The sequence below is a fragment of the Allostella sp. genome (assembly GCF_041913585.1).
Taxonomy (GTDB): Bacteria; Pseudomonadota; Alphaproteobacteria; order ATCC43930; family Allostellaceae; genus Allostella.
This window is the reverse complement of sequence record NZ_JAYSFE010000054.1, coordinates 1-24,024: the sequence shown is the minus strand read 5'-3', so window position 1 is coordinate 24,024 and position 24,024 is coordinate 1. Positions and strand designations below refer to the sequence as shown.

At 70.9% G+C, this 24,024-nt stretch carries 25 protein-coding genes and 2 pseudogenes; 8 read left to right on the top strand and 19 right to left on the bottom strand.

The window, feature by feature from the left end; all coding sequences use genetic code 11:
* From ACE3Q3_RS12215 to ACE3Q3_RS12200, 4 genes and pseudogenes are all read right to left on the bottom strand, one after another.
* Positions 1 to 161 (bottom strand): annotated as a pseudogene (locus ACE3Q3_RS12215) (hypothetical protein); the annotation flags it as partial.
* 122 nt (positions 162 to 283) lie between these two features.
* Positions 284 to 1,222 carry a dimethyl sulfoxide reductase anchor subunit family protein gene (locus ACE3Q3_RS12210; protein ID WP_374446375.1) on the bottom strand — a complete coding sequence of 313 codons (939 nt, stop codon included), beginning with the start codon at positions 1,220 to 1,222 and terminating at the stop codon, positions 284 to 286.
* Positions 1,223 to 1,234: 12 nt separating this feature from the next.
* Positions 1,235 to 1,978, bottom strand: coding sequence for a 4Fe-4S dicluster domain-containing protein (locus ACE3Q3_RS12205; protein WP_374446373.1), 744 nt, complete (start codon positions 1,976 to 1,978; stop codon positions 1,235 to 1,237).
* Positions 1,975 to 4,866, bottom strand: a complete 2,892-nt coding sequence (locus ACE3Q3_RS12200; protein WP_374446371.1) for a molybdopterin oxidoreductase family protein — start codon at positions 4,864 to 4,866, stop codon at positions 1,975 to 1,977. The genes ACE3Q3_RS12205 and ACE3Q3_RS12200 overlap by 4 nt, the downstream gene beginning before the upstream one ends.
* Before the next feature lie 90 nt (positions 4,867 to 4,956).
* Between ACE3Q3_RS12200 and ACE3Q3_RS12195 the strand changes: the two genes are divergently transcribed.
* Together ACE3Q3_RS12195 and ACE3Q3_RS12190 are read left to right on the top strand one after the other, a co-directional pair.
* Positions 4,957 to 5,136 carry a hypothetical protein gene (locus tag ACE3Q3_RS12195; protein ID WP_374446363.1) on the top strand — a complete coding sequence of 60 codons (180 nt, stop codon included), beginning with the start codon at positions 4,957 to 4,959 and terminating at the stop codon, positions 5,134 to 5,136.
* Between the two features lie 16 nt (positions 5,137 to 5,152).
* Positions 5,153 to 5,380: a sulfurtransferase TusA family protein gene (locus ACE3Q3_RS12190; RefSeq protein WP_374446361.1), complete on the top strand. Its 228-nt coding sequence runs from the start codon at positions 5,153 to 5,155 to the stop codon at positions 5,378 to 5,380.
* A gap of 13 nt (positions 5,381 to 5,393) precedes the next feature.
* Here the strand turns inward: ACE3Q3_RS12190 and ACE3Q3_RS12185 are convergent, their stop codons facing one another.
* Both ACE3Q3_RS12185 and pcaF read right to left on the bottom strand, forming a co-directional pair.
* The gene (locus ACE3Q3_RS12185; protein ID WP_374446359.1) at positions 5,394 to 6,461 is read right to left on the bottom strand and encodes a TAXI family TRAP transporter solute-binding subunit; all 1,068 of its coding nucleotides are present in this window, start codon (positions 6,459 to 6,461) and stop codon (positions 5,394 to 5,396) included.
* A gap of 130 nt (positions 6,462 to 6,591) precedes the next feature.
* Entirely contained in the window at positions 6,592 to 7,797 is a 1,206-nt protein-coding gene (gene pcaF, locus ACE3Q3_RS12180) for a 3-oxoadipyl-CoA thiolase (RefSeq protein WP_374446357.1), read from the bottom strand.
* A gap of 283 nt (positions 7,798 to 8,080) precedes the next feature.
* Between pcaF and ACE3Q3_RS12175 the strand changes: the two genes are divergently transcribed.
* A complete protein-coding gene (locus ACE3Q3_RS12175; protein ID WP_374446355.1) occupies positions 8,081 to 9,244 on the top strand; it encodes an iron-containing alcohol dehydrogenase in 1,164 nt (387 codons plus the stop codon).
* Between the two features lie 33 nt (positions 9,245 to 9,277).
* Entirely contained in the window at positions 9,278 to 9,775 is a 498-nt protein-coding gene (locus ACE3Q3_RS12170; protein ID WP_374446353.1) for a hypothetical protein, read from the top strand.
* Positions 9,776 to 9,889: 114 nt separating this feature from the next.
* Here ACE3Q3_RS12170 and ACE3Q3_RS12165 read toward each other — a convergent pair whose 3' ends face one another.
* The 8 genes from ACE3Q3_RS12165 to ACE3Q3_RS12130 all read right to left on the bottom strand — a co-directional run bounded on the left by ACE3Q3_RS12165 (position 9,890) and on the right by ACE3Q3_RS12130 (position 17,484).
* Entirely contained in the window at positions 9,890 to 10,774 is an 885-nt protein-coding gene (locus ACE3Q3_RS12165; RefSeq protein WP_374446351.1) for a 2-keto-4-pentenoate hydratase, read from the bottom strand.
* Between the two features lie 33 nt (positions 10,775 to 10,807).
* Positions 10,808 to 11,530, bottom strand: coding sequence for an ABC transporter ATP-binding protein (locus ACE3Q3_RS12160; RefSeq protein WP_374446348.1), 723 nt, complete (start codon positions 11,528 to 11,530; stop codon positions 10,808 to 10,810).
* The gene (locus tag ACE3Q3_RS12155) at positions 11,527 to 12,300 is read right to left on the bottom strand and encodes an ABC transporter ATP-binding protein (protein ID WP_374446345.1); all 774 of its coding nucleotides are present in this window, start codon (positions 12,298 to 12,300) and stop codon (positions 11,527 to 11,529) included. Before ACE3Q3_RS12155 ends, ACE3Q3_RS12160 begins: the two co-directional genes overlap by 4 nt.
* Positions 12,297 to 13,229: a branched-chain amino acid ABC transporter permease gene (locus ACE3Q3_RS12150; protein ID WP_374446343.1), complete on the bottom strand. Its 933-nt coding sequence runs from the start codon at positions 13,227 to 13,229 to the stop codon at positions 12,297 to 12,299. The genes ACE3Q3_RS12155 and ACE3Q3_RS12150 overlap by 4 nt, the downstream gene beginning before the upstream one ends.
* An 11-nt stretch (positions 13,230 to 13,240) precedes the next feature.
* The gene (locus ACE3Q3_RS12145; protein ID WP_374446340.1) at positions 13,241 to 14,164 is read right to left on the bottom strand and encodes a branched-chain amino acid ABC transporter permease; all 924 of its coding nucleotides are present in this window, start codon (positions 14,162 to 14,164) and stop codon (positions 13,241 to 13,243) included.
* 50 nt (positions 14,165 to 14,214) lie between these two features.
* The gene (locus tag ACE3Q3_RS12140; RefSeq protein ID WP_374446337.1) at positions 14,215 to 15,381 is read right to left on the bottom strand and encodes an ABC transporter substrate-binding protein; all 1,167 of its coding nucleotides are present in this window, start codon (positions 15,379 to 15,381) and stop codon (positions 14,215 to 14,217) included.
* Positions 15,382 to 15,444: 63 nt separating this feature from the next.
* Positions 15,445 to 15,687, bottom strand: a complete 243-nt coding sequence (locus tag ACE3Q3_RS12135; protein WP_374446334.1) for an Lrp/AsnC ligand binding domain-containing protein — start codon at positions 15,685 to 15,687, stop codon at positions 15,445 to 15,447.
* A 27-nt stretch (positions 15,688 to 15,714) separates the two neighbouring features.
* Positions 15,715 to 17,484, bottom strand: a complete 1,770-nt coding sequence (locus ACE3Q3_RS12130) for a DEAD/DEAH box helicase (protein WP_374446333.1) — start codon at positions 17,482 to 17,484, stop codon at positions 15,715 to 15,717.
* 38 nt (positions 17,485 to 17,522) lie between these two features.
* On the opposite strand from ACE3Q3_RS12130, the gene ACE3Q3_RS12125 reads away from it, so the two are divergent.
* Positions 17,523 to 18,221 carry an alpha/beta fold hydrolase gene (locus ACE3Q3_RS12125; protein ID WP_374446329.1) on the top strand — a complete coding sequence of 233 codons (699 nt, stop codon included), beginning with the start codon at positions 17,523 to 17,525 and terminating at the stop codon, positions 18,219 to 18,221.
* 5 nt (positions 18,222 to 18,226) lie between these two features.
* On the opposite strand, the gene ACE3Q3_RS12120 is transcribed toward ACE3Q3_RS12125, so the two are convergent.
* Together ACE3Q3_RS12120 and parE are read right to left on the bottom strand one after the other, a co-directional pair.
* A complete protein-coding gene (locus ACE3Q3_RS12120; RefSeq protein ID WP_374446327.1) occupies positions 18,227 to 18,616 on the bottom strand; it encodes a CrcB family protein in 390 nt (129 codons plus the stop codon).
* A 45-nt stretch (positions 18,617 to 18,661) separates the two neighbouring features.
* Complete coding sequence (gene parE, locus ACE3Q3_RS12115; RefSeq protein ID WP_374446323.1) at positions 18,662 to 20,650, bottom strand: DNA topoisomerase IV subunit B; 1,989 nt, start codon at positions 20,648 to 20,650, stop codon at positions 18,662 to 18,664.
* Between the two features lie 79 nt (positions 20,651 to 20,729).
* Here parE and ACE3Q3_RS12110 point away from each other — a divergent pair, with 79 nt between their 5' ends.
* From ACE3Q3_RS12110 to ACE3Q3_RS12100, 3 genes are read left to right on the top strand one after another with little or no spacing between them, the layout of a single operon-like run.
* Positions 20,730 to 21,131: an acyl-CoA thioesterase gene (locus tag ACE3Q3_RS12110; RefSeq protein WP_374446322.1), complete on the top strand. Its 402-nt coding sequence runs from the start codon at positions 20,730 to 20,732 to the stop codon at positions 21,129 to 21,131.
* Positions 21,128 to 22,414: a flavin-containing monooxygenase gene (locus ACE3Q3_RS12105; RefSeq protein ID WP_374446319.1), complete on the top strand. Its 1,287-nt coding sequence runs from the start codon at positions 21,128 to 21,130 to the stop codon at positions 22,412 to 22,414. Before ACE3Q3_RS12110 ends, ACE3Q3_RS12105 begins: the two co-directional genes overlap by 4 nt.
* A gap of 20 nt (positions 22,415 to 22,434) precedes the next feature.
* Complete coding sequence (locus ACE3Q3_RS12100; protein WP_374446316.1) at positions 22,435 to 23,094, top strand: HAD family hydrolase; 660 nt, start codon at positions 22,435 to 22,437, stop codon at positions 23,092 to 23,094.
* Here ACE3Q3_RS12100 and ACE3Q3_RS12095 read toward each other — a convergent pair.
* The 3 genes and pseudogenes from ACE3Q3_RS12095 to glnA all read right to left on the bottom strand — a co-directional run.
* Positions 23,091 to 23,285 (bottom strand): hypothetical protein, encoded by a 195-nt coding sequence (locus ACE3Q3_RS12095; protein ID WP_374446313.1) that lies wholly within the window; start codon positions 23,283 to 23,285, stop codon positions 23,091 to 23,093. The two genes, ACE3Q3_RS12100 and ACE3Q3_RS12095, sit on opposite strands and share 4 nt — an antisense overlap.
* Before the next feature lie 81 nt (positions 23,286 to 23,366).
* Complete coding sequence (locus ACE3Q3_RS12090; protein ID WP_374446310.1) at positions 23,367 to 23,642, bottom strand: TfoX/Sxy family protein; 276 nt, start codon at positions 23,640 to 23,642, stop codon at positions 23,367 to 23,369.
* Between the two features lie 106 nt (positions 23,643 to 23,748).
* Positions 23,749 to 24,024, bottom strand: a pseudogene (gene glnA / locus ACE3Q3_RS12085) (glutamine synthetase); the annotation flags it as partial.

Here is a 24,024-nt window from a genome sequence, read left to right as displayed (position 1 = left end):
TCGCCGAAGAGGCTGTCGTCCTCGGTGCCGCCATAGATCAGATCGTCGTCGGAGCCGGCCTCGATCGTGTCGGCGCCGCCCTCGCCGAAGATCGTGTCCGCGCCGGTGCTGCTGTCGGCGCCGAAGAACTGCGGCCCCGCCCCAAGATTGAACTGCGCCATGTCGCCCCCCGGCGTGTCGATCGCCGGCGGCGCCACTGCGACGCACCAGCACACTGTCGCGCGGGATAGTTGAGCCGATCGGCGAGGGCGTCAATCACCACTTCGCGGATCGGCGCAAATTCTCAGGCGACCCGGGCCCCGTAGTAGAGGGTGACCGTGTGCCGGGCCTCGGCGAAGAAGAGCCAGCGTTCGACGAGCACGCCGGCGATGGCCGCCGGGGCGGCCAGCAGGGCCGCCAGGGCGCCGGCCGGGCCCGGGATCAGCAGGGCGATCAGTGTCAGCAGCAGCGGCAACACGAAGCCGGCGAGCAGCGCGATCCGGCGCAGGGCGGTGGCGTGCTTGCGGGCGATGCGGAAGCCCATCTCCTCGAGCAGGTAGTTCTCGGACGTGTGCGGCGCCTCCAGCAACCGCACCTTGCCGATGCGGCCGAGGCCGGTCGCACTCTCGGGCGTGCTGGCGGCGGCCGAGCCGTCGATGAAGCGCCAGTAGCCGAGCTTCAGCAGCAGCGCCGTGAGCGTCGCGACGATGGCGATGCCGGCGACGATGTCGGACGGCCAGCCGAACAGACGGCAGACGAGGTGCAGCCAGACCGCCCCGGTCATCGCCGCCATGGCGAGGTAGTTCGGCGCGACCCAGCCATTGTTCCAGCGCTGCACGGGCTTGAGCGACGCGTAGATCATGGCCGTGCTGTAGACGGTGACGGTGGCGCCGATCGCCGACAGCACGCCCCATACCGGCGACACCGCGCCGCCCAGCACCCAGAGCGCGGCGAAGAGGCCGGCCGGGACGAAGGTCAGGACGGCGAGCAGCCCCTCGCGCGAGAGCCAGGAACTGCGCCATTGCGACAAGGCCCGCCAGGCCCGCTCGGGATGGCCGAGATGGAGCGTCGAGGACGCGAGGCCGCCGGCGATGGCGGCCAGCGCCAGCGCCGTCGCCGCGAGGCCGAAGCCGCTGCCGGTCGGCAGGAAGCCGAGCGGCGCCAGGATGCCGACGAGCGCCAGCAGGCCGTAGCCGGCGCCGGACGCCGTCGTGAAGACGATGACGGAAAGGGCGGGATGCACGGGCAGGGGCGCCTATCGCGAGAGGATGCGGTCGATCCAATGGAGGAAGCCGCCGGGCTGCGCCTTGACGACGGGGGCGAGCTCGGCTGCGGCACCGGTCGTGCCGGCCGCGGTGCGCGCGCCGCGCGGCGGCAGGTACTTGTTGACCGGCTTGTATCCCAGCTCCGGCAACAGGTCGTAGCCGCCGCGCTCGCGCACGATGGTCGAGACCTTGCTGTCCGGGTCGCCGAGGTCGCCGAAATGCCGGGCCGAGGCCGGGCAGGTCGAGACGCAGGCGGGGACGCGCTCCTCCTGCTGCAGGTTCTCGTTGTAGATGCGGTCGATGCAGAGCGTGCATTTCTTCATCACGCCCTGGTCCCAGTCGTATTCGCGCGCGCCGTAGGGGCAGGCCCACGAGCACAGCTTGCAGCCGATGCAGAGATCCTCGTTGACGAGGACGATCCCGTCCTCGCTGCGCTTGTAGGAGGCGCCGGTCGGGCAGACCTCGACGCAGGCCGGCGTCTCGCAATGCAGGCAGGATTTCGGGAAGTGGACGGTGCGGCCGGCCGCGCCGTCGCCCGCCTCGAAGCTGTGGATGCGGTTGAACCAGACGCCGGCCGGGTCGCTGCCGTAGGGATCGCGGTCGGTCAGCGGTGCGGCGTGCCCACCGGTGTTCCATTCCTTGCAGTTGACCGCGCAGGCATGGCAGCCGACGCAGATGTCGAGGTCGATGACGAGCCCGAGCTTGCGCGTACCGGGCTGGGGCAGGCTGGTCATCGGCCGGCCCTCCGGCGGCGGAAGAGGCTGCCGAAGCGGTTCATCGTCGGCGCCTCGGCCATGCCGGGCGGCTTCGGCAGGGTCGGGAAGGCGGGTTCGGTCGCCGGCACCGGCACTGCCGCCTTCTCGACCCGCACCCGGAGGTCGTACCACGCCGCCTGGCCGGTGACCGGGTCGGCGTTGGCGTAGCGCAGCCCGTCCTCCTCCGGCGGCAGCAGCTCCGAGATGACATGGTTGAGGAGGAAACCCTTGCGGCTCTCGGCCGCGTCGGGCGCGAGGTTCCAGGTGCCCGACCGCTTGCCGATCGCGTTCCAGGTCCAGACGGTGCCGGGTTCGACGCCCTCCATCAGCTTCGCCTGCACGGTGATGCGGCCATGATGGCTCGTCACCGTGACCCAGTCGTCGTCGGCGATGCCGAGGCCCTCGGCCGTGACCCGGTTCATGTGCAGGCGGTTGCGGCCGTGGATCTGCCGCAACCAGGCGTTCATCGATCCCCAGGAGTGGTACATCGCGGCCGGCCGCTGGGTGACGGCATGCAGCGGGAACTCCGCCGGGTCGATCGCGGCGTGCTCGAACGGTGCATACCAGATCGGTAGCGGGTCGAAATGCCGACGCACGCGCTCGCGATGGCGCTCGGGCGGCTGCACCGTGCCGTGGCCCTCGGCGGCGAGACGGAAGCGCTGCAGCACCTCTGAATAGAGCTGCAGCACGATGGGATTGGCGGCGCCGATGAAGCCGAAGCGTGCGGCCTTCTCCAGGTAGGCCTTGTTGGCGTGCTTGTAGTAGCGTTCCTCGGGCGCGAACTCGTGGCGCCAGAAGCACTGGTTGGCGATGTAGGCCTCGACCTGCTTCGGGTTGGGCGCGCCGCGGCCCTCGGTCTCGCCGTTCTCGCCGCGCCAGCCGGCCAGCATCCCGATCCCGGGCGCGCGCTCGTGGTTGGCGAGGTAGTCCGGGTAGAGGCCGGGATAGCGCGGGCTGCCGTCCGGCTTCACCAGCCCGGGCAGTCCGAGGCGGGCGCCGAGTTCGATCAGCACGTTCTGGAACGGACGGACGTCGCGGTCGGGTTCGACCACCGGCTGGCGGATCGCGTCCGCCGCGCCGTCGGCGTCGCAGATCGGGCGGTCGAGCAGCGAGATGCAGTCGTGACGCTCGAGGTAGGTCGTGTCCGGCAGGATCAGGTCGGCATAGGCGACCATCTCCGACGCATAGGCATCCGAGTAGATGATCCGCGGGATCTTGTACTCGCCCGTCTCCGGGTTCCTGTCGGTCAGCATGGCGATCGTGCCGGGCACGTTCATCGCCGAGTTCCAGCTCATGTTCGCCATGAACATGAAGAGGGTGTCGATCGGGTAGGGGTCACCCTTCCAGGCGTTGGTGATGACCATGTGCATCATCCCGTGGGCGGCCATCGGCGCCTCCCACGAGTAGGCCTTGTCGATACGTGCGGGCGTGCCGTCGGCCTCGACCAGCAGGTCCTCCGGCCCGGTGACGAAGCCGAGCGGCGGCCCCGCCATCGGCTTGCCGGGCTCGATCGTGCCGGGCTTGCCGGCGGGCTTGATCGGCGGCGGGCAGGGGCGGGGGAATGGCGGCTTGTAGCGGAACCCGCCGGGGGTATCGATGCTGCCCAGCAGCATCTGCAGCAGGTGGATGGCGCGGCAGGTGTGGAAGCCGTTCGAGTGCGCCGAGATGCCGCGCATGGCGTGCATCGCCACCGGCCGGCCGACCATGCGCTCGTGGCGGCGTCCGGCCCAGTCGGTCCACGGCTGCTCGATCACCACCTCCTCCTCAAAGGCGGCATGGGCGAGTTCGGCCGCGATCCGGCGGATGGTGGGGGCCGGCACGCCGCAGCGGTCGGCGACGGCGTCGGGCGCGTACTCGGGCACGAGGTAGCGTTCGGCCAGGAGCTGGAAGGCCGGCACCGCCTCCCGGCCGTCTGGCAGCGTGCGCTGGCCGACCATGGCGGGCGAGACGTCGGCCGACATGGCGTCGGCGACGCCGTCGCGGGTGCGGTCCCAGCACAGCGGCTTGCCCTCGCCGTCGCGGGCGAAGAGCCCGTCCTCGGCGGTGCCGGGTGCGCGGATCACCAGCCAGTGGGCGTTGGTGTAGCGGGCGAGGTAGTCGAGGTCGACCCGGTCCGCCCGCAGCAGCTCGTGGATCAGCGCCAGGACGAAGAGCCCGTCGGTGCCGGGCCGGATGCCGACCCACTCGTCGGCGATCGCCGAGTAGCCGGTGCGCACCGGATTGACCGAGACGAACTTGGCGCCACGCCCCTTGAGGTGCCCGAGCCCGATCTTGATCGGGTTGGAATCATGGTCCTCGGCGACGCCGAACATCAGGAAGTAGCGGGTGTGGTGCCAGTCCGGTTCGCCGAACTCCCAGAACGAGCCGCCGATCGTATAGAGCCCAGCCGCCGCCATGTTGACCGAGCAGAAGCCGCCGTGGGCGGCATAGTTGGGCGTGCCGAACTGGCTCGCCCACCAGCCGGTCAGCGCCTGGCTCTGGTCGCGGCCGGTGAAGAAGGCCAGCCGCCGCGGATCGCTGCGGCGGATGTCGCCGAGCCAGGTCTCGGCCAGCGCCATCGCCTCGTCCCAGGAAATCGCCTTGAACTCGCCCGACCCGCGCTCGCCGACGCGCAGCAGCGGCTGCGACAGGCGTGCCGGCGCGTACTGCGTCATGATCCCGGCCGAGCCCTTGGCGCACAGGACGCCGCGGTTCACGGGATGGTTGCGGTTGCCCTCGATGTAGCGGACCGCCCCGTCCTTCAGGTGGACCTTGATGCCGCAGCGGCAGGCGCACATGTAGCAGGTGGTATACTTCACCTCGTCCGAGACGGTGGGGGAGAGGTCGACCTCCTCCTTCACCGTGCGGAACATGTCCTGGATACTCATCACTCGGTCCGGGTCGCGGGCGGGGCCGCGATCTTAGCGGATTCGCCCGGGCAACCAACTGCAACCGAATCGCAACCGTCGGGCGCCGCGATGCCACTCACTCCCACCGCGATCTGCTTCGCCGCCTCGGCCGGGACGCTGGCCGTCGGCCTGTGGCACGACCGGCGCCCGTGGCGGCCGGGCAAGGCCAACCCGTTCTGGCTCATGTTCGGCGGACTGACCGGCTGCCTCGTCTTCGGCATCCACCTCTTCAACCTGCTCGCCCGCTGATCGGAGCCAACCGCCCATGGACGTCCAGGAACTCGACACCTCCGGCCTCAAGTGCCCCCTGCCGGTACTGAAGGCACGCCGCGCGCTGGCCCGGACGCCGCCCGGCGGACTGCTGCGCGTGCTCGCGACGGATCCGGGCGCGCTCAAGGACTTCGAGGTGATGTGCGCCCAGGCCGGCCTGACGCTGGAGCGCTGGAGCGAGGCGGAAGGGACCTGGACGATCGATCTGCGCAAGCCGGCATAGGGCGCGGCGCCGATCACTTCGCCAGCTTGACCTCGTCGTAGTAGGCCTCGGCGCCCGGGTGGAACGGGATCGCCACGCCCTGTCGCGCCGACTGGAGCTGGATGTTGCGGGCCTCGGGATGGCCCGCGTCGAAGAGACGGCGCGCGCTCGGATGCCACAGCGCCTTGGTGATGGCGTGGACCAGTTGGTCCGGCAGTTCCGCGTCGACGACGAAGAGCGCCGACACGCTGACGGTCGCGACCGCCGGCACGCCCTCGTAGGTCCCCTCGGGGATGGTCGTGTCGACGAAGAAGGGCCCGGTCGCGCGCAGTAGGTTGGCCGGCGGCGGCACCACCGGCAGCAGCCGGATCGGCGTCCGCCGGGCCAGTTCCTCGATCGCCGAAACCGGGTAGCCGGCGATGAAGAAGAAGGCATCCAGGCTGCCGTCGCGGAGCGCGTCGGCGGCGGCACCGGTGCGCAGGAAGCGCGGTTCGATGTCCTTCTCCTGGACGCCGTGGGCGGCGAGCACCAGCCGGGCGTCGACCCGCGTGCCGGAGAATTCCTCGCCGAGGCCGACGCGCTTGCCCTTGAGGTCGTCGATCGCCTCGATCCGGTCGTCGCGCCGGATGACGACATGCACCGGCTCGCGGAAGAGAGACGCGACCGCGCGCAGCGAGGTCATCGCCCCCTTGGCCTCGTAGAGCCCCGTGCCCTTGAAGGCCCAGTGCGCGATGTCGGCCTGGCAGAGCGCGGCCTCGACCCGCTTGGCCTGCATCAGCGCCAGGTTCTCGACCGAGCCCTGGGTCGACTGGGCGACCGCGATCAGCCCCGGCACGCCGCAGCTTCCGCCCTTGTCGCAGGGCCGGGACCCGGGCGGATTGCTGATCGCGGAGGCCAGCATGCGGCCGATCGGGAAGTAGGTGCCGCCGGCACCGCCGGTGCCGATCCGGAAGAACCGGACCGGGCCGGCGCGATCGACCTCGGGCGCCTGGGCGCCGGCCGATCGGGCGACCAGCGCCGCTGCCGCCCCGGCGAGCCCGCCCATGAACGCGCGACGGCAGAGCCGTCGTCGCGGCTGCGCATCATGGGTCGGTTCCGCCATCGCTCCTCATCTCCGGATCTCGCGGCACAGTAGCGGCCGGACACCGTCACGACCAATCAACGAATTGCGAACGTTCGCTATTCCGGGACGTTCCTCGACCGACGAACGTCCCGGTCCGCGGTCCGCCGGATCACACGCGCTCGATCACCATGGCGATCCCCTGGCCGACGCCGATGCACATCGTGCAGAGCGCCCGGCGCCCGCCCGTCTCCCGCAGCTGGTAGGTCGCGGTGGCGACCAGCCGCGCGCCGCTGGCGCCCAGCGGATGACCGAGCGCGATGGCGCCGCCGTTCGGGTTGACCCGCGGGTCGTCGTCGGCGAGGCCGAGTTGCCGGGTGACGGCGAGCGCCTGGGCCGCGAACGCCTCGTTGAGCTCGATGACGTCGAGCTGGCCGACCCCGAGGCCGAGGCGGTCGAGCACCTTGCGGGCGGCCGGCACCGGGCCGATGCCCATGACGCGCGGCGCGACGCCGGCGCTGCCGCCGGTGACGATGCGGGCGATCGGCGTCAGCCCGTGGCGCCGGGCGGCGGCCTCCGAGGCGACGATGAGGGCGGCCGCGCCGTCGTTCACGCCAGACGCGTTGCCGGCGGTGACGGTGCCACCGGCGCGGAAGGGCGCCTTCAGCTTCGCCAGGCCCTCGAGCGTGGTGTCGCCGCGCGGGTGCTCGTCGGTGTCGACCACCGTCGGCGGCCCCTTGCGCTGGGCGATGGTCACCGGGACGATCTCCTTGGCGAGGCGGCCCGACGTCTGCGCGGCCACTGCCTTCTGCTGGCTGCGCAGCGCGAAGGCATCCTGGTCGGCACGCGCGATCTGGAACTCCTCGGCCACGTTCTCGGCCGTCTCCGGCATGGAATCGATGCCGTACTGCGCCTTCATCAGCGGGTTCACGAAGCGCCAGCCGATGGTGGTGTCGTAGATCTGCGCATCGCGGGAGAAGGCGGTCTCCGCCTTGCCCATGACGAAGGGCGCGCGCGACATGCTCTCGACCCCGCCCGCGATGGCGATCTCGGCATCGCCGCAACGGATCGCGCGCGCCGCCATCGCGATCGCGTCCATGCCCGAACCGCAGAGGCGGTTCACGGTCGCGCCCGGAACGTCGGTCGGCAGGCCGGCGAGCAGCGCCGACATGCGCGCGACGTTGCGATTGTCCTCGCCCGCCTGATTGGCGCAGCCGTAGATGACGTCGTCGAGGGCCTGCCAGTCGACGCCCGGATTGCGCGCCATCAGCGCCTTGATGGGCACGGCACCGAGGTCGTCGGTGCGGACGCCGGAAAGCACGCCGCCGTAGCGGCCGATCGGGGTGCGCACGGCATCGCAGATGAAGGCTTCGGTCATGGATTCCTCCCATGGGAAACGAATGCTTCGATGCCGTCGAAACTAGGCCCTCGGGCGTCCCGCTGACTAGCACCGGAGGTGGCCGGAATTGTGGCGACGGGGCACCACTTCCAGGCTGCCTGTCGCGGTCGTTTCTCGCGCGTCCGCCTGCCCAGTCGGCGGCAGAAACGATCCGAACCGGAGCGGTTGTTCGCAAGTCTCCGCGACGGTTTTCGCTTGACGAATATTTTGGTCGAATCGCTCGAATCGCATTATCGTCCGACCGATGCGAGAGCCCGAATAGATGTCCGTCGCACAGATCACACAGCCACGTCTGATCCAGGTCGGAGCCGGCGCCGTCCGTGAAGTCGCCACCGTCCTGCGCCGCATCGGCGGACAGCGGCCCCTCGTCGTCACCGATCCATGGATGGTTTCGAGCGGCACCGTTGATCGTGCGATCAAGCCATTGCGGGACGCCGGGATCGCCTACGACATTTTCGCCGAGACGGTCCCCGATCCGACCGACGTCGTGGTCGCGGCGGGCGCTGCCGTCCTGAAGGCTGGCGGCTACGACAGCATCGTCGCGCTCGGCGGCGGCAGCCCGATCGACACCGCCAAGGCGATGTCGGTGCTGGCGGCGAACGGCGGCGCCATGCGCGACTACAAGGTGCCCAACGACATCCCGAAGATCGGCGTGCCGCTGGTGGCGATCCCGACCACCGCCGGAACCGGGGCCGAGGTCACGCGCTTCACCGTCATCACCGACGTGGCGAACGACGAGAAGATGCTGATCGCGGGGCTGCCCTGCGTGCCGACCGCGGCACTGGTCGACTTCGAACTGACCATGACGATGCCGCGGCGCCTGACGGCGGACACCGGGATCGACAGCCTGACGCATGCCATCGAGGCCTATGTCAGCCGGCGCGCCAACCCGATGTCGGACATGTACGCGGTCCGCGCCATGGGCCTGATCGCGCGCAACATCCGCCGCGCCTGCGCCGAGCCCGGCGACCGCGCCGCGCGCGAGGCGATGATGCTGGGCGCGACGCTCGGCGGCCTCGCCTTCACCAACGCGTCGGTCGCGCTCGTGCACGGGATGAGCCGGCCGATCGGGGCCTTCTTCCATGTGCCCCACGGACTTTCGAACGCCATGCTGCTGCCCGCCGTGACGGCCTTCTCGGCCGGTGCGGCGCTCTCCCGGTACGCCGACTGCGCCAGAGCCATGGGCGCGGCCGGGGTGGAGGAGGGAGACCAGGCAGCGGTGGCGCGTCTCCTCGATGAGCTGCGGCGTCTCAACGAGGAATTGGAAGTGCCCACGCCGCGTTCCTACGGCATCGAGAAGGAGCGCTGGGATTCGCTGCTGCCCGTGATGGCGCAGCAGGCGCTCGCCTCCGGTTCGCCCGGCAACAACCCGCGCGTTCCTACCGCCGAGGAGATCGTCGGCCTGTACCAGCAGGCCTGGTCTTAGGACTGCCCAATCCAGGGAGACCCTAGCATGGCTATGAAAGCGACCAAGACCACGGCGAAGAAGGCCGGAACGGCGGCAGCCAAGCCGGCCGAAAAGGCAGCGGCCCCGAAGAAGGCGGTGGCTGCCGTGAAGGCGACGCCGGCGAAGAAGTCCGCCCCCAAGGCAGCGGCCGCGCCCGCGGCTGCAAAGCCCGCAGCGGCGAAGAAGGCCGCGGCTCCCAAGGCCGCGGCTCCGAAGGCGGCTGCGGCGAAGCCCGCCGCGGCAGCCAAGCCCGCGGCGGCGGCGAAGAAGGCCCCGGCCAAGGCGGCGGCCGCTCCGGCGGCAGCGGCAAAGGCCCCTGCGAAGAAGGCGGCCGCAGCCAAGCCCGCGGCGGCGAAGAAGGCCCCCGCGAAGGCCGCTGCCGCCCCGGCCGCGGCCAAGGCTCCGGCCAAGAAGGCGGCGGCCGCCAAGCCGGCGGCTGCTGCGAAGAAGGCTCCGGCCAAGAAGAAGGCCGCGGCTCCGAAGGCGGCGCCCCCCGCAGCGATGAGCTGACCGGGCCCGTCCGTTCCGCCGACCGGCTGACGTGGCTCCAGCCGGGAAGACGCTCCGGCCCCGCCGCAGTCCAGCGCCCACCGGGCGCCCTGCGAACGGGGCCGGTTCTTCCGCTCAGCTGCCCTTGGCCGCGAGCGTCATGGTGACGCTGCGGGTACCGCCCGGCAGCCCCGAATAGTCGACCGTGATCGTCCGGCCGACCGCCGGCATCGCCGGCAGCAGGGGCGAGAACGATCCGAGGCTGACGATGTCCCCCGGCTGCAGCGCGAGGCCGGCGGCCTTGAGGTCGGCGGCCAGCCAGCGCACCACGTTGAGCGGGTGATCGAGGACCGCGGCGCCGGTCGATCCCGCCAGCACCTTGCCGGTGTCGTCGCGCATCGTGATCTTCATCGCCGCGAGTGCCGCAGCAAAGGCGTCGCTGCTCTCGACCGGGATGTCCGGCCCGACGACGCCGAGCCGGGCGGCGACGTTGATCGCCGTCAGGTTGCCGCCGTCCAGGAGTTCGCCCTGGGCGAAGGCGAGATCCGGCAGTTCGATGAAGGGAACGACGGCGGACAGGCTGCGCAGCAGTTCCTGGTCGGTGGTCGCGGTGTTGATCGCGGCGTCGCGGACGCGGACCAGGAGATCGGCTTCCATCAGGGGGATCGCCCCATACGGCACCGCGACGCGCGTGCCGGACGGCAGCAGCATCTTCTCCAGCAGGACGCCGCGGACCGGATGGGGAACCTTGAAGCGCTCCTGCACCGCCTTGTTGGTGAGCCCGACCTTGTAGCCGACCGGCCGACCGAGATCGCCGGACAGCGCCGCCACGATCGTCTTCTGGGCACAGAGGCCGTCGGCGACGGAGAGGCCGGGCCCGAAGCTCTTGGCCGGCTTCAACGCACGGTAGTCCTGGACGAAGCGATCGATCGCGGCGGCATCGGGGCAGGCGGCAGCGGCATGGCCGGCGGCCAGCAGGGCAGCGGCAATGGTCAGGGCGGCGGCGAGGGCGCGGCGCATGGGCGGTCTTCCTCCGGACGATTCTGGGCCGGCTCAGGTGCCGGGCGCACCCAGGCCGAGGTGACGGTGCGCCACTTCCGGGGCGGCGAGCAAGTCGGATGCGCTGCCGCGCCAGACGATCCGGCCGCGTTCGATGACGGCGTGGTGGTCGCAGAGGCGGGCGAGCGCCGCCACGTCCTTGTCGACGACGAGGATGGCGAGGCCGCCCGCCCGCAGCCGCTCGAGCGCCGCCCAGATCTCGCGCCTGATCAGCGGCGCCAAGCCCTCCGTCGCCTCGTCGAGGACGAGGAGGCGCGGGTTCGTCATCAGGGCCCGGCCGATCGCCAGCATCTGCTGCTCGCCGCCGGACAGTTCGCTGCCGAGATTTCCGGCGCGCTCGCCAAGCCGGGGAAAGAGGTCGTGGACGCGGGCGATCGTCCATCCGCCGGGAGCGGCGCGCGCCGTGGCGACCAGGTTCTCCCGTACGGTCAGGTTGGGGAAGATCTGGCGCCCCTCGGGGACGAGGCCGATCCCGAGGCGGGCGATGCGATGCGCCGGCTGCCCGGTCACGTCGCGGCCGGCGAAGCGGACGCGGCCGGCGGTCGCGGGCAGCAGCCCGAGGGCGGCGCGGATCGTCGTCGTCTTGCCCATGCCGTTGCGCCCGAGGAGCGCCACCGCCGAGCCGGCCGCCACCGAGAGATCGACGCCGAACAGCACCCGGCTCGTGCCGTAGCCGGCTTCGATGCCGGCGATGTCGAGGAGCGGTGCCGAACTCATTCGTCGTCGCCGAGATAGGCCTGGCGCACCGCCCGATCGCGGCGCACGGCATCGCTCGGGCCGCAGGCGATGACGCGGCCCTGCGCCAGCACGGTGATCCGGTCGGCGAGGGCGAAGACGGCGTCGAGGTCGTGCTCGACCAGCACCATGGCCGGGGGCGGCCCGTCGCCGAGGCGGATCTCGCCGCGCCGGATCGTCTGCAGGAGCGCCACCATGGCGCGCGATTCTTCCGGACCGGCGCCGGCAGTGGGCTCGTCGAGCAGCAGCAGGCGCGGGCTGCCGGCGAGCGCCATGGCCAGTTCCAGGCGCCGCTGCTGGCCATGGGCAAGCGTCCCGGCCGGCCGGTCCGCCGCCGCGTCGAGGCCGACATGGGCGAGGAGCGTGCGGGCGTCGGCGAGGAGTTCGGGATCGCGGTCGACCGCGCGGCCGATGCCGAAGCCGCGTCCGCGCGCGGCCACGGCCGCCAGCAGGGCGTTGCGCCGCACCGTGAAGTCGCGCAGCACGGCGGTGGTCTGGAAGGCGCGGCCGATGCCGCGGCGGGCCCGGGCGGCCGCGGCCATGCGGGTGATGTCCTCTCCCGCCAGCCGGATCGTCCCGGCGTCCGGTCGCGCCTCGCCGGACAGCATGGCGAGGAAGCTGCTCTTGCCGGCGCCGTTCGGGCCGATGACGGCATGGACCTCGCCGGCGGCCACCGCGAAATCCACCTGGTCGACGGCGACGAGCGCACCGTACCGGCGCGTCAACCCGGTGACGGAGAGCAGCGCCGTCACGACCGCCGCCACGCACGCGCCAGAAGCCCCGCCATGCCCTGGCGGGAGACCAGCGCGATCGCGACCAGCAGGGCGCCCAGGATCAGCATCCAGTGCTGCGTCAGCCCGGCCAGGATCTCTTCCAGCAGCAACAGGGCGGCGGCCCCGAGGATGCCGCCGGTCAGCGTGCCGATGCCGCCGAGGATGACCATCACCACCAACTCGCCCGATCGCTGCCAGCCCATGTAGGCGGGGCTGACGAAATCGGTCGCATGGACGAGAAGGCAGCCCGCGACGCTGGTCAGCGCGCCCGAAAGGACGTAGGCCGCCAGTCGCTGCCGGCCGACCGCCAGTCCCAGGGCCCGCGCCCGGCGCTCGTTCGATCGTCCGGCCTGCAGCACCAGTCCGAAGGGGCTGGCGACGAGGTGCCGGCAGAGAACGAAGGCCCCGGCCAGCCAGGCGAGCGCCACCCAGTAGAGGGTCGGGTCGTGGCCGAGGTCGAAGGGACCGAGCCTGGCGGACTCCCAGAGCGTCAGGCCGTCGTCGCCGCCGTAGCTCTTCAGCGAGACCGCGAGGAAATAGAGCATCTGGGCGAAGGCCAGCGTGATCATGATGAAGGCGACGCCGGTCGTCCGCAGCGCCAGCATCCCGGTCAGGAGCGCGAAGAAGCCGCCCGCGGCGACGGCGGTCGCCCAGTGGACCGGGGCCGCCGTCACCCCGTGGCTCGACCAGATGCCGACCGAGTAGGCACCGATGCCGAGGAAGGCGGCGTGGCCGAGGCTGACCATGCCGCCATAGCCCAGCATGAGGTCGAGGGCGACGGCCGCGAGCGCGAAGACGAGGACTCGGGTGGCGAAGCCGACATAGTAGGTCTGGCCGAAGAATTCGGCCGCCGGCGGCAGCAGGATCGCGGCCACGACGAGGGCCGCCCAGGCGGCGGAACGTGCCAAGGCCCTGCCCCTCAGCCGGTACGGGCGGCGAAGAGGCCCTGTGGGCGCACGGCGAGCACGATCGCCATGGTCAGGTAGATCAGCATCGAGGCGAGCGCCGGGCCGACGGCGTTGGCGGTCGCCGGTGCCGCCACCTCGCGCAGCAGGGCCGGCAGGAAGGCGCGGCCCATGGTGTCGACGAAGCCGATCAGGAGGGCGGCCACGAAGGCGCCCCGGATCGAGCCGATGCCGCCGACGACGATCACCACCAGGGTCAGGATCAGCACCGGCTCGCCCATGCCGGGCTCGACCGAAAGGATCGGCGCAGCGACGGCGCCGGCGAGCGCGGCCAGCGCCGCTCCCAGGGCGAAGACCAGCGTGTAGAGCAGGCGGATGTCGACGCCGAGGGCGGCCACCATGATGCGGTTGCTGGCCCCGGCCCGGATCAGCATGCCGAGGCGGGTGCGGGCGATGAGGAGATAGAGCCCGGCGGCCACCGCGATCCCGATGCCGATCACCGCCAGCCGATAGGCGGGGTAGGGGGCGCCGGGCAGGATCTCGACGGTGCCCGAGAGCGCCGCCGGCACGGTGACGAAGAGCGCCGCGGGCCCCCAGATCAGGCGTGCCAGCTCGTTGAAGAAGAGGATGAGGCCGAAGGTCGCCAGCACCTGGTCGAGATGGTCGCGGTCGTAGAGCCGGCGCAGGGCCGCGACCTCGAGGACGGCGCCGACCAGCGCCGCCGCGGCCAGCGCCGCGCCGATCCCGGCCAGGAACGAGCCGGTCCAGGCGAAGGCGGTGGCCATGGCATAGGCGCCGGCCATGTAGAGCGAGCCGTGCGCGAGGTTGACCAGCCCCATGATGCCGAAGACGAGCGTCAGCCCGGCCGCCATCAGGAACAGCATGACACCGAGCTGGAGGCCGTTGAGGGCCTGGGTCAGGACGAGGATCGGGTCCAAGGCGCCCTAGGCGAGACGGGCGCCCTGGGGCCCGGCGGGACGGTGCCGGCTCACTTCATTGGGCATTCGGCGACGTAGGCGTCGGCGTGGTCCTTGAAGACGACGCCACGGTTCACCTGCCGCAGCGTGCCGTCGGGCGCCTTCACCGTCTCGACGAGATAGAAGTCATGGATCGGGAAGTGGTTGGTGTTGAAGCGGAAAGGGCCGCGGACGGAGTCGAACTTCGCCTTGCGGATGGCGGCGGCCAGGGCCTCGCCGTCGGTCGCCTTGGCGCCGGCGTCCTTGACCGCCGCATCGAGCAGGCGCGCGGCATCGTAGCCCTGGGCGGCGAAGGTCGAGGGCGTGCTGCCGTACTTCTTGCGATAGTCGGCGACGAAGCGCTTGCTGGCCGCGTTGTCGAGGTCGTCGGTCCAGAATGCGGCGGTGAAGGTGCCGACGGCGGCGTCGCCCTGGGCGGCCAGCGTCGTCGCGTCGACGGTGAAGGCGGAAAACAGCGGGACGTCCTTGGCGAGGCCGGCCTGCGCGTACTGCTTGACGAAGTTGACGCCCATGCCGCCGGGATAGAAGACGTAGACGGCTTCCGGCTTGGCGGCGCGGATCTGCGCGAGCTCGGCGGAATAGTCGGGCTGGTTCACGGTGGTGTAGGTCTCGCCCAGCACCTCGCCCTTGAAGTAGCGCTTGAACCCGGCGAGGCCGTCGCGGCCGGCCTGGTAGTTGGGCGCCATCAGGAAGACCCGCTTGACGCCCTTCGACTGGAGATGCTGGCCGACCGCCTCGTGCGACTGGTCGTTCTGCCAGGAGGCGGCGAAGAAGTAGGGCGAGCAGAGCTTGCCGGCGATCGGCGACGGGCCGGCATTGGCGCTGATCATCGGGGTCTTCGATTCCGTCAGCGGCTTGTGGATCGCCATCATGACGTTCGAGAAGACGACGCCGGTGACGACGTCGACCTTGTCGCGGTCGATCAGCTTGCGCACCACCTGGACGCCGACGTCCGGCTTGAGCTGGTCGTCTTCCTTGAGGATCTCGGTGGCCATGCCGCCGAGCCTGCCGCCGGCATGGTCGAGCCCGACCATGAAGCCCTGGTAGAGATGTTCGCCGAGCGCCGCGTTGGGGCCCGAGAAGGTGGCGACGAACCCGACCTTCAGACTGTCCTGGGCGCCTGCGGGCATGGCCGATGCCAGAGCCCCCACGATCGCCGTCGCCAACAGCTTCCGCATCCCCGTTCTCCCTTTCCAGGCCGCCGTCGGCGGCGGGCCGCGGAATTTAGCGCAAGGGATGGATCAGGAGAACGCCTTGAACGCGATCAGGGTGAAGGTGTCCTTGATGCCGGCCAGGGTCTGGATCTTCTCGGTCACGAAATGGCCGATATCGGCGCCGTCCGGCAGGTAGCACTTCAGCAGCAGGTCGTACTGGCCGGAGATCGAGTGGACCTCCGAGACCTGCTCGACCTCCATGACTGCGGCGTCGGCGACGGCATAGGCCCGTCCCAGCTCGCACTTGACCATGACGAAGATCGTCTGCATGCGCGCCCTCCCGGAGACCGCCGCCCGTCAGGCGCGGCGCGGTGCGGCGCGCAGCAGGAAGGCCGGCGTGTGGTCGCCGAAGGCCAGCACCGGCACGTCGTCCGGCTCGCGCTCGCGGCGGTGCGGCTGGGGCTGGTTGTCGCGCTCCGGCCGGAAGGGGACGACCGGCGCCCGCGCGGGACGCGCCTCGGCCGCTTCCGGACGTCCCTCGCGACGACGGTCGGGGCGCCGCGGCGCCGGGGCCTCGCCGCTGCGGGCGGCTTCGGGGCGCGGGGCCTCGGAACGCGCCGACTGGCGCCGGCCGCCTTCGCGACGGGTATCCGGGCGACGCTCCGGCTGGGCGGATTCGAGCGGCGCGGCGACAACCGCTTCCTCGACGACGGACGGGGTCGCCTTGTCGGCGCTGCGCGGCCGCCGCTCGCGCGCCGGGCGGCGTTCGGCGTCGCGTCGCGGTGCCGCCTTGGTCGTGGCGGTGCGCCGCCGGCCGCGGGCCGGCGCCTCGTCGGAGAGTTCGAGCGTCGGGATGCCGTCGACGTCGACCCGGGGGATCGCACTGCCGATCAGGCGTTCGATGGCCTGGACGTTCCTGCCGTCTTCTGGGCTCGCCAGCGTGTAGGCGCGGCCCTGCTTCCCGGCGCGGCCGGTGCGGCCGATGCGATGGACGTAGTCCTCCGCATGGTGCGGGACGTCGAAATTGAAGACGTGCGACAGGGAGTCGACATCGAGGCCGCGGGCGGCGACGTCGCTCGCCACCAGGAGGCGGATCTCGTTGCGCTTGAAGGCCTCCAGGGTCTCCGTCCGCTTCGACTGCGCGAGGTCGCCGTGCAGGGCGGCGGCATCGAAGCCGTGCTTCTGCAGCGACTTGAACAGGATGTCGACGTCGCGCTTGCGGTTGCAGAAGATGATGGCGCTGCGCACGTCCTCGCTGCGGATCAGCCGCCGCAGCGTCTCGCGCTTGTCCATCGGATCGACCACGGCCATGAACTGCTCGACCGTCTTGGCCGGCGAGGCCGGCGGAGCGACCGAGATTTCCTTCGGATTCGACAGGAAGGCGTCGGCGAGCCGCCGGATCTCCGGCGCCATTGTGGCCGAGAAGAAGAGGGTCTGGCGGATCTTCGGCAGGAGCGAGACGATGCGCTCGACGTCCGGGATGAAGCCCATGTCGAGCATCCGGTCGGCCTCGTCGATGACGAGGGTGCGGACGTCGTTCATCAGGATCTTGCCGCGGTCGAAGAGATCCATCAGCCGGCCGGGAGTGGCGATCAGGACGTCGACGCCACGGTCGAGCTTCTTCTCCTGCTCGCCCATCGATTCGCCGCCGATCAGCAGCGCCTGGTTCAGCTTGTGGTGCTTGCCGTAACGGTCGAAGGACTCGGCGACCTGGGTCGCCAGCTCGCGGGTCGGCTCGAGAATCAGCGAGCGGGGCATCCGGGCGCGGGCGCGGCCCTGGGCCAGGATGTCGATCATCGGCAAGGTGAAGGATGCGGTCTTGCCGGTGCCGGTCTGGGCGCAACCGAGGACGTCGCGCCCCATCAGGACGTAGGGAATGGCCTGCGCCTGGATCGGGGTCGGCTGCGTGTAGCCGGAATCGGCGACGGCCTGCAGCAGCTCGGGGCTGAGCCCCAGGTCTGAGAAACTGGTCAAAACGGTCGATTGCCTCGACTGGCGAGAGGAGTCCGGGACGCGCGGCGCACTTGCGCCTGTTCGCTGCGTCCGGTGCCTGTAAGTGGGGTAGGGAGCGGCGAATGTCAAATAATCCCTTGCCGCACGGGCAAGGTTTCCTTGCGGCCGTGACATTTTCTGCATAAGCCCTGGCAAGCACAGGACACATGCGAATGCGCCAACCACTCGTCCTCCTTCCGGGTCTGCTTTGTGACGCCGCCCTCTGGCGGCCGATCACGGATGCCCTCGCCGGGGAGGCGGCCGCCGTCGTCGCCGACCTGACGCTCGACGAGACGATGGCCGGCATGGCCGAGCGCGTGCTGGCCTGGGCGCCCCGGCAATTCGCGCTGGCGGGCCTGTCGATGGGCGGCTACGTCGCCCAGGAGATCATGCGCCGGGCCCCCGAGCGGGTGGTGCGGCTGGCGCTCCTCGACACCAGCGCCCGGGCCGACAGCGACGAACAGCGGCAGCGGCGGCGCGGGCTGATCGGGCTCGCCCGCCAGGGGCGGTTCAAGGGGGTGACGCCGCGGCTGCTGCCGCTCCTGCTGCATCCCGACCGGCTTGGCGACGAAAGCCTGGTCGGCGTCGTCATGGGCATGGCCGAGCGCGTCGGGCGGGACGCGTTCCTGCGTCAGCAGACGGCGATCCTGGGACGCCCCGACGGCGTGGCGGACCTCTCGCGGATCGCGTGCCCGACGCTGGTCCTGTGCGGGCGCCAGGATTCCCTGACGCCGCCCGAGCTGCATGAGGAGATCGCCCACCACGTTCCCCACGCCCGCCTGGTCGAGGTCGAGGACTGTGGCCACCTGGCGCCGCTGGAGCGGCCGGACGCCGTCGCCGCCGCCATGCGCGGCTGGCTCGCCGCCGCCTGACGCCCCTACATCTCGGCGCCGATCAGGTAGCCGAGGCCGGCGGCGATGACGCAGAGCACGACCGACAGGGCGACATAGATCAGCGCCAGATAGGGCTCGCCCTCCTGCATCAATGCCAGCGTGTGCAGGCTGAAGGCGGAGAAGGTGGTGAAGCCGCCGCAGATGCCGGTGATCAGGAAGAGCGCGCTGCGGCTGGCATAGAGCGGGCCGCCCGGCAGCGATAGGCCGATGAAGATGCCGGCGAGCAGCGAACCCAGGATGTTGATGGCCAGGGTCGCGACCGGCAGGCTGCTGTTCGGCGGGCTATAGGGAAACGCCAGTTCGATCGCATAGCGCGCGCCGCCGCCGAGCGCGCTGCCGAGCATCACCATGATGAAGTTGAGCGTCGCAGTCATGGCGCTGCTCTCCGCCGCGGTCCGGATGCGGGAACGATAGCAGGCTCAGACGTCGAGGTCGCGGACGAAGCGGGCATTCTCCTGGATGAAGGCGAAGCGCAGCTCCGGCTTCCGCCCCATCAGGCGCTCGACGAGGTCGGTCGTGTCGCGGGCAGCCTCGGGGTCGCGTCCGGAATCGGGCACCTGGACCCGGAGCAGCGTGCGCCGCTTCGGGTCCATCGTCGTCTCCTTGAGCTGGGATGCCGGCATTTCGCCCAGCCCCTTGAAGCGGCTGACCTCGACCTTGCCCGCGCCCTTGAACACGGTCGCCATCAGTTCCTCGCGATGGGCGTCGTCGCGGGCATAGACGGTCTGGCCGCCGCGAGAGAGGCGATAGAGCGGCGGCAGGGCGAGGTAGAGGTGGCCGGCCTCGACCAGCTTCGGCATCTCGCGGAAGAAGTAGGTCATCAGGAGCGAGGCGATGTGGGCGCCGTCGACGTCGGCATCGGTCATGATGACGACCCGCTCGTAGCGCAGCTTGGCGAGGTCGAAGCTCTTGCCGGTGCCGCAGCCGAGCGCCAGCACCAGGTCCGAGAGCTCCTGGTTGCCGCGCAGCTTGTCGAGCGAGGCCGAGGCGACGTTGAGGATCTTGCCGCGCAGCGGCAGCACCGCCTGGGTCTCGCGCGAGCGTGCCTGCTTGGCCGAGCCGCCGGCCGAATCGCCTTCGACCAGGAAGATCTCGGTGCCGGCCGCGGCGCTGCGGGCGCAGTCGGCCAGCTTGCCCGGCAGGCGCAGGCGCCGCGTCGCCGACTTGCGCTCGGTCTCCTTCTCCTGGCGCCGGCGCAGCCGGTCCTCGGCGCGCTCGACCGTGCGCTCGAGCAGCCGGGTGGCCGTGGTCGGGTCGCCCGACAGGAAATGGTCGAACCGGTCCTTGAGGGCGTTCTCGACGAGCCGGGTCGCCTCGGCCGTCGCCAGCTTGTCCTTGGTCTGGCCCTGGAACTGGGGTTCGCGGAGGAAGACCGAGAGCAGGGCGCAGCAGCTGCCCATCACGTCCTCGGGCGTGACCTGGGCCGCGCGCCGGTTCCCCACCAGCTCGCCATAGGCGCGCAAGCCCCGGGTCAGGGCGTTGCGCAGGCCCGCCTCGTGGGTGCCGCCATCGGGCGTCGGGATGGTGTTGCAGTAGGAGTTGAGGAAGCCCTCGTCGTCGTCGAGCCAGGTGACCGCCCACTCGACGCGGCCGACCTGATCGGGGAAGGGGGCCTCGCCCTGGAACGGCGCCGCGGTCACGGTCGGGCGTTCGCCGATGGCGCCCGCCAGGAAGTCCGCGAGGCCGGCCGGGAAATGCAGCGTCGCCTCGGCCGGCGTCGGATCGTCGGCCTTGATGAGGGCGGCATCGCAGGTCCAGCGGATCTCGACTCCGCGGTAGAGGTAGGCCTTGGACCGGGCCATGCGGAACAGCGTCGCCGGCTTGAAGCGGGCGGCGGCGCCGAAGATCTGCGGATCGGGATGGAAGCGGACGGTGGTGCCGCGGCGGTTGGCGACCGGCCCCGCCTGGCGCAGTTCGCCCGTCGGGTGGCCGCGGACATAGTCCTGCACCCACAGCACCCGGTCCCGCGCGACCTCGACGGTCAGGCGGTCGGAGAGCGCGTTGACCACCGAGATGCCGACGCCGTGCAGGCCGCCCGAGGTCTCGTAGACCTTGTTCGAGAACTTGCCGCCCGAATGCAGCGTCGTCAGGATGACCTCGAGGGCCGACTTGTCCTTGAACTTGGGATGGGGGTCGACCGGAATGCCGCGGCCGTTGTCGCGGACGGTGAGGGTGCCGTCGGCCGCGAGCTGCAGCTCGATGCGGCCGGCATGGCCGGCCACCGCCTCGTCCATCGCATTGTCCAGCACCTCGGCGGCGAGATGGTGGAGGGCGCGCTCGTCGGTGCCGCCGATATACATGCCGGGGCGGCGGCGGACGGGCTCCAGCCCCTCCAGGACCTCGATGTCCTTGGCGCTGTAGTCGTCCTGGGTCTTGCGGGCGAGGTTGCCCCCGAACAGGTCCTTCATGGCGGCGCGATCCTATGAATCGGCAGCGACGGGGGCAAGGGCCACGAGATATGGTGATCGAGAGCATCGGGGAGGGGCGATGACCGAGCGAGAGGACGCGGACGGACGGCGGCCGCGCGGCGAGCTGCAGATCCGGACGCTGGCGATGCCGGCCGACGCCAATCCGAACGGCGACATCTTCGGCGGCTGGCTGCTGTCGCAGATGGACGTGGCGGGCGGCATCTTCGCCTCGCAGCGCGCCCGCGGCCGGGTGGCGACCGTCGCCATCGACGCCATGGCCTTCCATCTGCCGGTCTATGTCGGCGACGTGCTGTGCTGCTATGCCGACCTCGAGCGGCTCGGCCGCACCTCGATGGCGGTTCATATCGAGGCCTGGGTGATCCGCCGCGACGCGGTGCGGCGGGTGCTGGTGACCGAGGGCCGCTTCACCTACGTCGCGATCGGCGAGGATCGCCGGCCGCGCCCGGTCCCGTCTCCGTGATCGCCGTCATCGGCGCCGGCTCGTCCGGAGTCGCCGTCGCCAAGGCGCTGAAGGAGCGCGGGCTCGACGTCACGGTCTTCGAGGCCGGCAGCGACATCGGCGGCATGTGGCGCTACGAGAACGACAACGGCATGTCGTCGGCCTATCGCAGCCTGCACATCGACACCAGCCGGCGAAACCTCGGATATCCGGATTTCCCGATTCCGGCCGACCAGCCGGACTTCCTCTCCCACGCCCAGGTGCTGGCCTGGCTCGAAGCCTATGCCGACCGCTTCGCGGTGCGGCCGCACATCCGCTTCCGCACCACCGTGACCGCGGTCGAGCCGGCCGATGGCCGCTGGCGTGTGACCCTGGCGGGCGGCGAGGCCGCGGAGTACGACGCGGTGGTGGTCGCCAACGGCCATCTCTGGGACCCGCGCTGGCCCGACTTTCCGGGGCAGTTCGACGGCACCGCCATCCATTCCCACCACTACCGCACCGCCGCTCCGTTCGAAGACCAGGATGTGCTGGTGGTCGGCATCGGCAATTCCGCCGTCGACATCGCCTGCGACCTCGGTCGGCGGGCGCGGCGGGTCCACCTGTCGACCCGGCGCAGCGCCTGGATCGCGCCGAAATACATCCTCGGCATTCCCACCGACCGCTGGACGGCCTTCCTGACGCGACGCCTGCGCCTGCCGACGCCGGTCGCGCGCGGCGCCATCCGCTGGCTGATGATGCTGAGCCAGGGCGACCAGCGGCGCTACGGCGTGCCGCGGCCGGCGCACCCGATCTGGCGCGAGCACGCCACGATCAGCCAGGAACTGCTGCCGGCGATCGGGCACGGCCGGCTCGCCATCAAGCCCGACATCCGGGAACTGCGCGGGCATGAGGTCGCGTTCGCCGACGGCACCGTCGAACGCTACGACGCCATCGTCTACGCCACCGGCTACCGCACGAGCTTCCCCTTCCTCACCCCGGACGTCTTCGCCGTCCGCGACGGGGAGGCGCCGCTCTACCGGCGGATGCTGCCGCCCGACCGGCCGGGCCTCGCCTTCGCCGGCCTCGTCCAGCCGATCGGGCCGACGATCCCGCTGGTCGAAATCCAGGCCCGCTGGCTCGCCGCCCTGTTTTCGGGCGCGCTCCGCCTGCCGGACGCCGCGGCGATGCGCCGCGAGATTGCGCGCCACAAGGCCCGGATCGCCCGCCGCTATGTCGGCTCCGCCCGCTACACGCTGGAGGTCGACTTCCGCGAATATGCCGGACAGTTGCGCGGCGACTTGGCGCGTGGGATAGCCGGCGCCTGACGCACCTTCAGGCAGGCCCGATGCGCCGCGACACGCTGCTCTTCGATCTCGACGGCACCCTCACCGACACCGACGAACTGCACCTCGAGGCCTATCGCCGCCTGATGGCGCCGCGGGCGCTGTCGGCCGAAGACTACCGGGACCGGGTGATGGGGCGGACCAACGCGGCCATCATGGAATGGATGTTCCCCGACCGGCCCGACGCCCACGCGGCGCTGGCCGACGCCAAGGAGCGGCTGTTCCGCGGCATGGTCCGCCGCCTCGTGCCGACCCCGGGCCTGCCGGCACTGCTCGCCCGCGCCGCGCGCAGCGGCTGGAAGACGGCGGTGGTGACCAACGCGCCGCGCACCAACGCCGAACTGATGCTGGGCGGGCTCGGCCTCGCCGACCGTTTTCCGGTCCTCGTCATCGGCGACGAGATCGCGCGCGGCAAGCCGGACCCGCTGCCCTACCGGACGGCGCTGGAGCGGCTCGGCAGCACGCCCGACCATGCCTTCGCCTTCGAGGATTCCCGCTCCGGCGTGGCCGCCGCCGCCGCTGCCGGCATCGAGACGATCGGCGTCCGCACCGGCCTCGACGACCAGGCGCTGCGCACGGCCGGTGCCGCCTGGACGATCGCCGACTTCCGGGATGCCGAGCTCGCCCGGCGGCTCGCGGCGGATTTCCGGACCGGCGCCTAGCGCGATGCCGAGCGTGCCCTCGGCGCGGTCCGTGATCGCCTTGCAGCCACCCGCCGGGCCGCCCGCAGCGCCGAGCGCGCCCAGACGAGGAGTTCGTCGGGTTCCTCGAACAGCCGCTCCGGGACGCGCCAGAAGGACAGGTCGATCAGGCGGCCGACCTCTTCGTAGTTGATACCAAGTCCGCAGCTCAATGACTCATGGTGCCGGCCAGCGTCCGTGCGTCCCTAGACTTCGATCGGCATGAGAAAATTCAATTAAAACAATCACGTCCCTTATCCGGAGCGAAGTCGAGGGACGCAACGGCATCGATGATGGGGTCGTTCCGCATCCACCAGACTTGGTATGAGTGGCGGAAAGGATGCCGCTTCATTGAAGTCGGCCCGGTTGCCGTCGTCGACCCGAAGGTAGAGCGCGTTGTCGCTCACCATGCCGAGCATGACGCCGTCGCAGAACATGCCGGTCTTGCCGAACATGCGCCGCATCGCGATGCGGCCGAGCGGCGCCAGCTGCTCGGCCAGGAACTCCGCGAACGCGTCGCTGGCGACCATGTCTTCCGCCTTCGTCCTCGCGAACTCTCCGGCGATATCGGCTTGCCCCGAACGAGAAAGGGCCGCCCCTCGGGGCGGCCCTTCCGACGTTCCGATCCGGGGCGGATCAGACCGAGTAGTACATTTTGAACTCGATCGGGTGGGGGGTCATTTCGTACTCGTGGACCTCTTCCCACTTCAGCTCGAGATAGGCCTCGATCTGGTCCTTGGTGAAGACGTCGCCCTTCAGCAGGAAGTCGTGGTCGGCGGCGAGCGACTCCAGGGCCTCGCGCAGCGAGCCGCACACCGTCGGGACTTCCTTCAGCTCCTCGGGCGGCAGGTCGTAGAGGTTCTTGTCCATCGGGTCGCCCGGATGGATCTTGTTCTGGATGCCGTCGAGGCC